This is a genomic window from Pseudomonas putida (assembly GCF_016406145.1).
GTDB classification, from domain to species: Bacteria; Pseudomonadota; Gammaproteobacteria; order Pseudomonadales; family Pseudomonadaceae; genus Aquipseudomonas; species Aquipseudomonas putida_E.
On record NZ_CP066306.1, the window covers coordinates 3,615,370 to 3,627,093 of the forward strand.

General features: G+C 56.1%; 11 protein-coding genes. 3 read left to right on the top strand and 8 right to left on the bottom strand.

Translation table 11 applies throughout. From position 1 onward, the window contains the following. Positions 1 to 110: 110 nt before the first annotated feature. The 3 genes from JET17_RS16595 (at position 111) to JET17_RS16605 (ending at position 3,569) form a co-directional block, all read left to right on the top strand. A complete protein-coding gene (locus tag JET17_RS16595) occupies positions 111 to 893 on the top strand; it encodes a creatininase (RefSeq protein ID WP_012315116.1) in 783 nt (260 codons plus the stop codon). A gap of 73 nt (positions 894 to 966) precedes the next feature. Next, positions 967 to 2,352, top strand: a complete 1,386-nt coding sequence (gene gabP, locus JET17_RS16600; RefSeq protein WP_012315117.1) for a GABA permease — start codon at positions 967 to 969, stop codon at positions 2,350 to 2,352. Between the two features lie 197 nt (positions 2,353 to 2,549). After that, positions 2,550 to 3,569 (top strand): GlxA family transcriptional regulator, encoded by a 1,020-nt coding sequence (locus JET17_RS16605; protein ID WP_012315118.1) that lies wholly within the window; start codon positions 2,550 to 2,552, stop codon positions 3,567 to 3,569. Between the two features lie 252 nt (positions 3,570 to 3,821). Here the strand turns inward: JET17_RS16605 and JET17_RS16610 are convergent, their stop codons facing one another. The 8 genes from JET17_RS16610 to JET17_RS16640 all read right to left on the bottom strand — a co-directional run bounded on the left by JET17_RS16610 (position 3,822) and on the right by JET17_RS16640 (position 11,551). After that, complete coding sequence (locus tag JET17_RS16610) at positions 3,822 to 5,039, bottom strand: PucR family transcriptional regulator (RefSeq protein ID WP_012315119.1); 1,218 nt, start codon at positions 5,037 to 5,039, stop codon at positions 3,822 to 3,824. A 418-nt stretch (positions 5,040 to 5,457) separates the two neighbouring features. Next, the gene (locus tag JET17_RS16615; protein ID WP_012315120.1) at positions 5,458 to 5,847 is read right to left on the bottom strand and encodes a hypothetical protein; all 390 of its coding nucleotides are present in this window, start codon (positions 5,845 to 5,847) and stop codon (positions 5,458 to 5,460) included. Positions 5,848 to 5,961: 114 nt separating this feature from the next. Next, on the bottom strand, positions 5,962 to 6,819 hold the full coding sequence (locus JET17_RS16620) for a methyl-accepting chemotaxis protein (protein WP_012315121.1): 858 nt from the start codon (positions 6,817 to 6,819) through the stop codon (positions 5,962 to 5,964). Then, positions 6,820 to 6,873, bottom strand: a complete 54-nt coding sequence (locus JET17_RS27835; protein WP_404943979.1) for a hypothetical protein — start codon at positions 6,871 to 6,873, stop codon at positions 6,820 to 6,822. Positions 6,874 to 7,382: 509 nt separating this feature from the next. Further along, positions 7,383 to 9,638 carry a choline BCCT transporter BetT gene (gene betT, locus JET17_RS16625; protein WP_012315122.1) on the bottom strand — a complete coding sequence of 752 codons (2,256 nt, stop codon included), beginning with the start codon at positions 9,636 to 9,638 and terminating at the stop codon, positions 7,383 to 7,385. A gap of 217 nt (positions 9,639 to 9,855) precedes the next feature. After that, positions 9,856 to 10,110: a hypothetical protein gene (locus tag JET17_RS27840; protein ID WP_071536794.1), complete on the bottom strand. Its 255-nt coding sequence runs from the start codon at positions 10,108 to 10,110 to the stop codon at positions 9,856 to 9,858. Positions 10,111 to 10,112: 2 nt separating this feature from the next. Then, a complete protein-coding gene (locus JET17_RS16635) occupies positions 10,113 to 11,075 on the bottom strand; it encodes a lactonase family protein (protein WP_012315123.1) in 963 nt (320 codons plus the stop codon). 179 nt (positions 11,076 to 11,254) lie between these two features. Continuing rightward, positions 11,255 to 11,551: an OprD family outer membrane porin gene (locus JET17_RS16640; protein ID WP_012315124.1), complete on the bottom strand. Its 297-nt coding sequence runs from the start codon at positions 11,549 to 11,551 to the stop codon at positions 11,255 to 11,257. Between the last annotated feature and the right edge of the window lie 173 nt (positions 11,552 to 11,724).

Genomic DNA, 11,724 nt, shown 5'->3' on the forward strand with positions numbered 1-11,724 from the left:
GGTCGGGAACTGACAAATGAATGTCGTTGTGATCTGATCAAATCATTGTAAGTGTTGGCTCGCTGCAAACGGACTACTTCAAAGAATACAAGAACATAGAGAGATAACCGATGAACGAGAGCGTAGTGGTTGGCGAACTCACCTGGCCTGAGTACGCACAGAAGGTAGCGTCCGGCAGCACGATTTTCTTGCCGGTGGGCGCCTTGGAGCAGCACGGTCATCACATGTGCATGGAAGTGGATGTGCTATTGCCTACCGCCCTGTGCAAGGCGGTAGCACGAGAAGTCGACGGTTTGGTGTTGCCCGCCTTGGCCTACGGCTACAAGTCACAGCAGAAGTCCGGCGGCGGCAACCACTTCCCCGGCACCACCAGCCTGGATGGCGCAACGCTGACCCATACCATCCAGGACATCATCCGCGAGCTCGCCCGGCATGGGGCGCGCAAGCTGGTCTTGATGAATGGCCATTATGAAAACTCGATGTTCATCGTCGAAGGCATTGACCTGGCGCTGCGCGAACTGCGCTATGGCGGTATCACCGACTTCAAGGTGGTGGTTCTGTCCTACTGGGACTTCGTCAATGCGCCGGCGGTCATCGAAGAGCTCTACCCCGAAGGTTTCCTCGGTTGGGACATCGAGCACGGTGGCGTTTTCGAAACTTCATTGATGCTGGCCCTGCACCCTGAAAAGGTCGACCTGAGCCGCGCCGTCGACCACCCACCGGCAAAATTCCCACCTTACGACGTCTTCCCCATCATCCCTGAACGCACCCCCGCCTGCGGAACGCTTTCCTCGCCCAAGGGCGCCAGCCGAGAAAAAGGCGAGTTGACTCTGCGGGTTTGCGTAGAGGGCATCAGCAGCGCTGTGCGGGAGGCCTTCGACCTGCAGAAATAGCACCACCCTCCAGCCCAGAGCACTACCGCCGTACGCAGTTCACCCTCCTTCAAGAATAAAAAGGGTAATTAGCATGTCCAGCAACTCAACTCTGGCCCCCGGCCTCAAGCAGCGTCACGTCACCATGCTGTCAATCGCTGGCGCTATCGGCGCCGGCCTGTTCATCGGATCGGGGCATGCCATTGCTGCGGCCGGTCCTGCGGCAATTCTCGCGTACATCATGTCTGGCACGCTGGTCGTTCTGGTCATGCGCATGCTCGGAGAAATGGCGGTGGCCTCGCCCGATACCGGGTCATTCTCGACCTACGCCGAACGGGCAATGGGACGTACGGCAGGCTTTACCATCGGTTGGCTGTACTGGTGGTTCTGGGTGCTGGTCATTCCAATCGAAGCCATTGCGGCAGCGGCCATTCTGCATGCCTGGTTCCCCGCGATAGAAACCTGGGAATTCGCCCTGGCGGTCACCGGTTTGCTGACCTTGACCAACCTGTTCAGTGTGGCGCGCTACGGTGAATTCGAGTTCTGGTTTGCGATGCTCAAGGTTATCGCGGTGCTGGGGTTCATTGCTCTAGGTGCATTGGCACTGACCGGCGCGTTGCCCGATGTTTCGGTCAGCGGCGTGGTCAACCTGAGCCATGAGTTTGGGGGTTTCATGCCCAACGGCATGACCGCGGTCATCGGTGCTATGCTCACCACCGTGTTCAGCTTCATGGGTACTGAAATTGTCACCATTGCCGCCGCCGAGTCGAAAAATCCCTCCAAGCAAATCACCCGTGCCACCAATTCAGTGGTGTGGCGAATGGGGATCTTCTACATCGTCTCGGTGTTCCTAATCATCTCCATCGTCCCCTGGAACGACCCCATGCTGGTGCAGGTCGGTTCCTATCAACGGGCCCTTGAATTGATGAACATCCCGCACGCCAAAATGATCGTCGATATCGTGGTGCTGATTGCCGTCGCCAGTTGCCTCAACTCAGCCATCTACACCGCATCGCGCATGGTCTATTCGCTGAGTAAGCGCGGCGACGGCCCACGCGTTCTGCAGCGCACCTCAGCGGCGGGCGTGCCAGTGATTGCAGTGCTGGCCAGTACCGCAGTGGGCTTCTTGACCACTGCACTCAATTACTTTGCTCCCGACGAGGTGTTTTCCTTCCTGCTGGCAAGTTCGGGGGCGGTAGCGCTTCTGGTCTATCTGGCAATCGCTGTTTCGCAATTGGTTCTGCGTAAGCGGATGGACAGCCAAGGCACTGCGCTGGACTTCAAGATGTGGATGTTCCCCTGGCTCAGCTACCTGGTCATCTGCTCCATAATCAGCATTCTGACGATGATGCTGGTGATGCCAGGGCATCGCATGGAAGTGGTGGCAACCGGCGCGCTGGCGCTGTCCATCGTCTGTATCAGCGCTATTTTCTCGTCTAAAAAAAGCACTTCGGCCACTGTGGCGAGCAAGCCTGCCTGACCAGGCCCAGTCGCTACCCACCCTGTGAAGGCATTGCTTTCGCAGGGTTTTTTGCTTTTCGCTGGGGCGCCTCCCAATGCTCAGGCACTGCGTGTACTATCACTCGGACAAATGCATCAACCTAAACATAATGAATTGCCGATTCACGGCAAACAGACGCAGAGCACGTCATTTTTTGCATTCAAGGAGTCATATTGATGGGTACGTTAAAATCCTCGCCGTTGGCACCGGAATACCCTGTCAATGATGCCCCGCTGCTGAGGGTCGTCGGTTTCCTGATCACTCCCAATTTCACCACCATTGGCTTCGCCTCGGCGGTGGAAACCTTGCGCATGGCCAACCTGGCAGCACGCAAAACCATGTTCCAGACCCTGATCATTGCAGCCGACATGGAGCCAGTGAGTGCCAGCAACGGCATGCGCATCCTGCCCGACTTCAGTATCAAAGATGCCCCAAAGCTGGACATGCTGTTCGTGGTCGGGCCAAACCCGATCGTCTCCGATCAGAATACCCGCCCCATCCTCAACTGGCTTCGCAAGCTGGCACATGACCAGGTGCCGTTGGGCGGTATTTGCACGGGCAGCCATTTGCTAGCGCGCGCCAATCTGCTCACGGGTTATCGGTGCACCATCCACTGGGAAGATATCGAGGCGCTAAAGGAGCGATTTCCCGGCATTATCATTTCCAACCAACTGTTCGAGCTTGACCGTGACCGCTTCACGAGCTCCGGCGGCGTGGCCTCCATGGACATGCTCCTACAACTAATTGCCCGAGAACCTGGCGGACGAGACATTGCCAGTCATGCGGCTGAACTGTTGTTGTGTGATCGAGTACGTGGTTCGCAAGAGCGCCAGCGTGTGCCTTTGCGGCAAAAACTCGGCACTTCCCAGCCCAAACTCAGTCAGATTGTTACTATCATGGAAGCCAACCTTGAAGACCCTATGACCTTGGAAGAGCTTGCCGAACTGAATGAGATCTCCGTTCGGCAAATGGAGCGTTTGTTCCACAAGCACCTTCAAAACACACCGAGTCAGTATTACTTGGAGCTTCGCCTGACACGGGCCAGGCAACTACTGCTGCACAGTGAATCTCAAGTGCGTGATATTGCCCTCGCCTGTGGATTCATTTCGCCAGCGCATTTCTCAAAGTGCTACAGTCGCTTCTTTGGTGTCTCACCAATCGGCGAGCGAAAAAAAGTAGCCTCTTCACATCACTGAACAACCCTGTCGTTAGTTTTCTTCGCGCGGTCTAGGGGCCCTCGCCATGCTACACCCCTCAGCGGACCTGCAATGTGGGGGACATCCAGGATGTGGCGCTCCATGTAGGCGACATCACCATTGTTCTGCCGGAAATCGAGGTCACCCCCGTCCTGCCTTGGGCTATCACTACGATCTGGCTAGATGTCATGCCATTCAGGGCGAAGCGGACTACGCTTGCCACGCAGGAGCGCATCGATGATGTTCATGTCATTATTCCTTACCTCGGGCTACAGACATGTGCCATACCATAATAGCGATCGAAGCATTCATACGAAAAAGTGGATCATCCAAGGATTTCCCACTCCTTTGTTCGATGCGCTGGATACGTTGATTAATAGTGTTGCGGTGAAGTCCCAGGCGCTGGGCAGCCTTGATCCCGTTGCCGTTTTCCTTGAGCAAAGCCTCGAGGGTATGTACAAGTACATTAGGGTGTTTACGACCGGGCACGAACAGCGGGCCGAGTGTCATTTCGACGAAGTCATCGATTAGCGTGTGGTCGACTATCCCCTGCAGCAAACCCAACACGCCCAACTTGTTGAAATCGCAGTAACCGCTCTCCGGGCGCAGGTTCTGCGCCACATTCAGCGCCTGACGCGCTTCGTTGAGCAGTCGGCAGTAATGTCCGCAGTCTTCAGCCAGGCTCGACAGACCCATGTACACCTCCAACTCCCCTGCCACTCCGATCAGTTGCCGACGCAACGTGGTCAAGGCTGCCGGCAGGTCATCGGCATCCACTAGCAGCAGCACGAAGAGGTCGCCCTGCATATCTACCGTCACCGTTCCTGGGCGGCTGCGGCTCCAGGCTTCAAGTTGGTCTTCCAAGACCTGCCGAGTGGCTTGCCACAACTGCTCGCCCTGAGCCAGGCCTTGGCGCTCAAACAGCGTCTCGATACCAAACAAACGCAGCGCTACCAGTCGCCGTGGGATATCAAGCGTCAGTTGCAAATGCGCAGCCCGCTGTCGTGCAATGGCCAAGCTCGAGTAATCTCCGGTCAGCAACTGGCCGAGAATGTGGTTGCGCGAGCGTCGTACTTGAGTCATATGCATCAGGGCCCTATCGATCAGGTGGGTCACAAATACCAACCTCAGCGATGAGGGTTGCTCGATCAGCGGTAAGCCCAACTGTTCAGCACGAGCGATTACCGAGGACGAAATGCACTGGGGAAACGAGCCGCCAGTAAGAACCACTACCCCGGCAATGCCCAACACAGCACCAACCTCGACCAAAGTGAGCAGCTTGGGTTCGTCACATAGGTAATTGATTTCCGAGATAAATACCAGTTCGCCGCCCATTTTACACGCGGTAATACCCTCATTTCCCGCCACGTATGACCAGCATACTCGTCGTTGCAAGTAACGCTCGCCTGCGCGGACCCTCATGCCCTCCAAGCCGGGCAGGTGCAGGACTTCATTAAGGGTCAAGCTCAAGGCTCTACACCCGTCAGGCTCTGCATCTGGTGCCCTCTGACTGGCTCGCGCATGAAAAAATCGGACTGTACCACGGCGTCAATGCTCGCCGAAGACATTAACTTTAGAAATAGAAGGGACATATCAGTAATGCTCCTATGCCATGACCGATACCGCTTGCGGTTGAGTCTCAGCAAGCATACCGAAGAAAGTGCCAGGGACTTGTAATGATGCTACCTGAAATCGATCATTTTCACTCACTCAACAAGGACATGACCGCGGTCAACAGGCCCAAGTATCGAAATGCCCTCCCGTAAATTCCAACGATGGGATATTGTATGACTCTCCACTCTACCCATTATCTTTATGCGCTACCCCATGCCATCCGACTGGTGGCAGCCAACTATCGAGCTAATGTCTTTCCCTCTCAGCTACTTCTCTATCTGGACAAGTCGAGCAAGCCCCCTTCTTCTTGGGACAGTCTCGCCAACTGTTTTTGGATGGTCTTCTTCTGCGTCTGATCGATTTTATCATGACTGGCTTCCTTGCGGAGAAGCACGCCGAATGCATCGAAGGCCAGCTTGACCAACTCGCATTCGGTGACCAAGCAAGTATCTCTACTCAACTGAAATCCTTGATACCCCCGGCCAATGATGACTGGGGAAACGCACGCCTCGCGCTGGCTTGGGTTGAGCTGTTTGCCGCGATTGCCATGAACGAGAGCATTAGTCGGGTTGCTACCCGACGTGCCGCGATTATTGTTCAGTGCATCCGATCTGTGGTTCTGCGAATGGCGCTGCTGGCTGATGAAGTTGGGTTGCTTGGACATGATTGTCTCCTGCCGGGTGGTAAGGAAGTCGCATACTAGCCATCCGGCTTAACGCGGTATCTAGGCTTTTTGGAGACGAACTTTGAGAAGCTCAGCAGCAACAAAGGCATAGGTCTATGGTCGAAAGCGCTTAACCAAGTAATCAAGCTCATGGCCAAGGCGTGCTAATTCGATACTTGAGGCGGCGGTCTCATCGCTAGCACTGGCGGTTTGTTCAGAGATCTCACGCACGCTAAGCACATCACGGTTGATGTCTTCAGCCACAGTGCCTTGTTGCTCGGCAGCGATTTGCTGATTCATCGCTTGGGTTGACGACACCGAGCGGGTGAAACTTTCCAGTGAGCAGGCGGCCCGGCGGGCCAGCTCGACAGTGATATTGGTCAGGTCGTGACTACTTTCCATCACCTTCGCGACGTGCTCGGTCCCACTTTTCAGACCAACAATCAACTCCTCGATTTCCTCGGTGGACTGCTGGGTGCGCTGGGCCAGGCTGCGTACCTCATCAGCCACCACGGCAAAGCCGCGCCCGCCCTCACCGGCCCGCGCAGCCTCAATAGCAGCATTGAGCGCCAGCAGGTCGGTCTGCTGGGCGACTGATTTGATCACATCGAGAACACTGCCAATCTTGTTACTTTCCTGCTTCAGCTGGCTCATGGCCTGAGTAGACCCTCCTACCCCGAGCGCTAGGCGTTCGATTTGGGCGATGGCTTCGCCAACGACTTTGTCGCTTTTGCGAGCCTGTTGGTCGGCGACGACGGCGGCTTTGGATGCTTCCACAGCATTCCGTGTGACTTCCAGTACAGTGGCGGTCATTTCGTTCATGGCGGTGGTCACCTGGTCGGTCTCGATCTTCTGACTGTTGGCTCCGACACTAGTCTTCTCGGTGACCGCCGACAGCTCTTCGGCGGCGCTGGCGATTTGGATGACGCTAGCGCCGATACCGCCAATCAGTTCGCGTAGGCTGGTGGTCATCTATTGCAGGCTGATTTGCAATTGCCCCAACTCATCGTGGCGATTGACCAGCACATCCTGACTCAAATCGCCGGAGGCAATGCGATTGCATCCTTGAGGGCATGCCGCAACGGTGTAGTGATTTGCCGAGTGATGGTCCAGGCCGTCACTGCGCCGAGTAGTAACGCCACCGCAGTGATACTAGCAAGTAGGGTTGGGCAAAAGACGAATCCGCATCACGCTTAGCGAATTGCGACGTTATCAATTGCTGGGTGGCCTCGAGCAGGATATCGCCTTGCCTTCCCATTTTGGCAAACACAGGAGTCAGATCGACTCCCGTTTGTTCTTAAAGCCCCGCCATGCCTGACCTGGCGGTTTTATCCGAAGGAAATCAAATGAACCCTCCACAACTGCTGGTTGCCAGCGCACTGCTCCTGCACGCCCCCTGACGATGGCCGAGAGCGATGCCGCTCAAAGCAAGGCCCTTTTCGCCACGCAATGCGGTTTCTGCCACAGTACTGAACAGGGCAAGAACCTGATTGGCTCCCGGGCCTGGGCACCTGCTGTCAATCCGCATCGACGTATCAGCGCGGGCCCTGCCCGGATTCATCGGGCGCCTCAGGGGGCTGGTACTGCCTGGGTGTCAGAACAGAGGCAGTAGCATTTTCGCTCGAAAAGACAAGGAACGCCAGGTGGGTCTCATATCGATCGAGTACATCGTCGATGACCTGCCGTTTGGTCAGCCCCATCAGGTCATATCCACCAGACCCGGTCTGGGTATACACCTCCAACCGATAATAGACATCGATCTCTCGCGTCATACGGCCGCTGAACATGGGCACTGGCGCCTCTACGATGGCCACGTGGTAATGGAAATCGCGGAACGTATCCATCGAGACCAGCAGCAACGGCTCCTCGAAACCATCGCTGTTGACCACACTTTCCCGTGTGACGTCATACCCCTGATTGCGAAACTCGGCCGCGACTTCGTCCAGTGCTGGCCCGACAATACGGTTGAGGAACTGGGTGACTTGGCGCAGCGATGGGAATGCCCGCAAGTGCTCGAGCCGCTGCTTCCAGGAGCGCTCCGGGACATGCCCCCCGATAGCTGTCGTGGAAGGACGACGTATTACCCTTCCCTCGCGTTCAGCGCGCTCCATGCGCAATACTTTGTAGAACGATGCCATCACCAGATAAGCAATGATCGTCACCGGTAGCGCGAAGATCAGCGTGGCGTACTCCATTGTCTTGACCCCTCCCGCAACTAGCATCGCCACGGTGAGCATGGCCGTGAGCAAGGCCCAGAAGATACGCAGCCAGCTTGGCCCGTCATGGGAAGGGTCGGGAATCGAGGCCGAAAAATTCGACATCACCATTGCCCCGGAATTGGCGCTGGTGAGGTAGAACAAAAGACCTGACAGCGTCGCCAGGCCAATCAAGAACATTGGGGCCGGGAACATCTCCAGCAGTGCGTACCAACCCCGCTCGGGGCTGTCCATCGCAAGTTGGGCAAAAGCGGTATTGCCCTGCAGCACCTCAAACAGTGCGGAATTGCCAAACAGTGAAACAATGATGAAATCGCACAGCACCGGCGCGGTCACTGCCGCCAGGACGAATTCGCGCAGCGTGCGCCCCCGCGAAATCCGCGCCAGGAACACGCCAACGAATGGCCCCCATGCCAGCCAGAAGGCCCAGAAGAACAACGTCCAGCCCGCCATCCATCCGGCACCATCGGGCGAGTAGGCGAAGGTTTGAAAGGTACGCGCGGGGAACGTGACAAGAAATTGCCCAATGTTCGACACTAGTGCGTTTAGCAGGAATGCCGTCTCCCCGGTCAGTAGAATGTAGAGCATCATGGCCACGGCGCTCCATAGGTTCAGCTCGGCGATCCAGCGGATACCACGGTCGACGCCGGACGTGGTAGCCGCAATGGTCAGTGCCACAGCCCCCACTACCAGTACGGTCTGCAAGGTAAGGCCCTGATCCAGACCAAAAATCAGCGAGAAACCCACGCTCAACAGTACCACGCCGATGCCCATCGATGTGGCGACGCCAAACACGGTACCGACCAAAGCAATGATGCTGATGCCATCGCCCAACGGGCCGCGCACGCGTTTGCCAAACAGCGGATAGAGCGCAGCGCGAATCGACAGCGGCATGTCCCATCGATAGGCAAAGTAACCCATGGCCATGCCCAGCAAGGCATACATCGCCCAACCTGCGATGCCATAGTGAAACATGGTCCAGATCACTGCGTCCTGTATAGCCTCGGCAGTCCCGCCGGTGCCGCTGGGCGGGTGCAAATACTGCACGACCGGGCCGGTGACCGAATAGAAGAGCATGTCTATCCCGACCCCTGCGGCAAACAGCATGGCGACCCACGTCACCAGCTTGTACTGCGGCCGCGAGTGGTCGGGGCCAATACGCACGTCCCCCTCTTTGGAAAACGCCACCCATAGCACGAACCCGATCACCAGGGTCATCGTCAGTACGTAGTACCAGCCCAGGTTCGTCGCGATCCAGTCTGTGATCTGCTTCATTGCCACACGTGCAGCATCGGGCATGAGGATCGTGGTGATGGAAAACGACAGTATCACCACTGACGAAATCAACAAGACGCTCCAGTTGATATGAACCTCACGATGCTCGACGAGTTCGTCATGGCCTTTGCTCAGGTCGCTGCGCGATACGGGTGTATCGTCATCGTAGCTTGGACGCCTGGACAGGCGATCGGTACCGCCAAATTTACTACGCTCAGGCGCAGGAATCGACTTTACGCCTCCTGACGTGATCGGATCGACACCGTCGCGGTGCTGATCTGAAGGTGGTTCGAAGGGCATGGGTTTTCTCCTGTTGCGTACTTGACTTCAAGGTCCCCTGAGAGGGTTAGGATGTTCGGAGGCGTGAACTCTCTTTATTCTGATGGCACATTTGAATGCACTCTGGGCACAAGTGCCGATTGAAAACACTCATCAATTTTTTGGCCTGAGCCACCTTGCGTGGCTCCGGCGGGCATCGAACAGCCCTGCAGTTACAATTGCAACGCTTCAACCCAAATCAGCGACTTACCAGCTTCGGACATGTCGTACTTGCGGTAAATCGCCAAGATTCCGTCGGGCTTGATGCGGAATATTGCGATGTTGGCGCTGACCTTTCCGTTACCGGGCCACGCTGGACTTGCCCGTCTTTCTGGTTGCCCACGATGAGCCATTGATTGCCGGGTGCCACACTGATCGTGAGGGCTTCTACCCCATGCGTCGAAATATGTTGCAAGCGCTTCGGCTCACCCGTTTTTGCATCCAGTGCAAACACCGCTACGTCGTTTTCCCATGTTTGAACACGGCGGGTTTTCCGATCGTGTGAAGCTTATCGGAGCGGTTCGTGCCGTATAGATACTTGCCGTCTGGCCGCACCAGAATCACCCCGTCTTTGTTGATGCCCTCATCGTCTTCGGCTTGCCAGTGCGGGTTGAGGATACTGGTTTTGAACACGGGTTCGTTGGCCAACCGCCCTTCTTGGGTCAACCGATAGGTGTAGATACTGCTGCCTCGCTCCTTCGCCATGTACGCCAGGGGCGCACAAGGGTGGTAGACGACATGGCATGGACCAACCTTGGATGCAAAGGTATCGCCCCCCACTGGGGGAAACTTGCCGTGCACATAAGCATATGTGGAAAGCGTCCCCAAATTTTCCGGGTTGCTGGAGCTCGCATCATTGCCACGACCCGGTGATATCACAAATCTGTTGTTTGGGTACGACCGTGACCTGACGGGTGAAAACCCCCGACTTAATCGGTTGATCCTGCTTGATCTGTACACCGAAACGACCATCTGACCCCAGCGCATGAACGGTGAGAGTTGGCGCCAGATTGTAGGCCAGCAGGAATGTGTGCCATCGCGATCGAGCGTCAGATAGACTGGCCACTGTTCAAACTTCTCTGGGTCGTCCAGGGGTTCCAAGTGACCTGAAGCATGATCGATGGTGAAAGCGCTAAGCCTGTGAAAGTCGCCAGGCTTGGCATCGTCGATGTTGCTGGACGCAACATAAAGGTGTCGATTGCCTTTTTCGGCAACTGCGAACTGTAAGAGTGCAGGCAATTGAATCACGCTATTCTGCGTGATTATGCCATCAAACGCAAGGGAGTAACCGATTACGTTGCCCTCGGACCCCGCATAAATCTGAGTCACTGCCTGTGTATTTGCTGCCATGACCACCTGAGACGCCACGATGAAAACCCCTGCCAGCAACACACTAGAACCTTGTAATTTGAAGATCATGAGCAGCTTCCTTGAATGATCGAACGCAACACGTAGCCGATAGAGTCATGTCGATTCACCGCTTCATGCCTTTGAGGCCCATTACTTCAATGGAGTGTCGGCGGATAGACCAAAATCAACCGATGCTGGTCGAAGTCCTGCCTACCCTGATAATCACGCCTCACCGTGGCGCTGCGCCATTAAAGCACCAGGTCCTTGAACGTCCCGGTCTGTACCGAATAGGCGAGTTCTGATTCGCGTATCAATTCTTTGCCATTATGGTCTGCCGGGGACACATCGATGTCGCGCCCCTGGATATAACGGTTCATCAACGTCAGGCCAAGAAGCCCTAGGCTGGCAAAGTCAAAGTCGTGCTGATGGGTACTACCGCACTGGATCCAGGCGTCGTTAACCGTGCCAGCCTGCACGTCAACGCCCATTGCCTGCGTGGTATAACCGATGGTGTGGCGATGCTCGTGATCAATACCGACCAACATCAGACCAGCACGCTGATCTAACCCTCTGCCGCAAACTGCTTCACATTGAAGGCTTCCAACCTGAATGCTAAGAAAGTCAACCTCAACGGCCCCCCTTTGCGCCTAGGCGGTGATGACGGACTGCCTACTCTGGACGGCACCGCAACCGCTGCCGGCATGGTACAGTTCGAGCC

What these genes read in the sequence shown, in the direction of transcription:
- JET17_RS16595 (WP_012315116.1), top strand. Translation starts at nt 111, where the DNA reads ATGAACGAGAGCGTAGTGGTTGGCGAACTCACCTGGCCTGAGTACGCA.
- gabP (WP_012315117.1), top strand. Translation starts at nt 967, where the DNA reads ATGTCCAGCAACTCAACTCTGGCCCCCGGCCTCAAGCAGCGTCACGTC.
- JET17_RS16605 (WP_012315118.1), top strand. Translation starts at nt 2,550, where the DNA reads ATGGGTACGTTAAAATCCTCGCCGTTGGCACCGGAATACCCTGTCAAT.
- JET17_RS16615 (WP_012315120.1), bottom strand. Translation starts at nt 5,847, where the DNA reads ATGTCCAAGCAACCCAACTTCATCAGCCAGCAGCGCCATTCGCAGAAC.
- JET17_RS16620 (WP_012315121.1), bottom strand. Translation starts at nt 6,819, where the DNA reads ATGACCACCAGCCTACGCGAACTGATTGGCGGTATCGGCGCTAGCGTC.
- betT (WP_012315122.1), bottom strand. Translation starts at nt 9,638, where the DNA reads ATGCCCTTCGAACCACCTTCAGATCAGCACCGCGACGGTGTCGATCCG.
- JET17_RS16635 (WP_012315123.1), bottom strand. Translation starts at nt 11,075, where the DNA reads ATGATCTTCAAATTACAAGGTTCTAGTGTGTTGCTGGCAGGGGTTTTC.
- JET17_RS16640 (WP_012315124.1), bottom strand. Translation starts at nt 11,551, where the DNA reads ATGTTGGTCGGTATTGATCACGAGCATCGCCACACCATCGGTTATACC.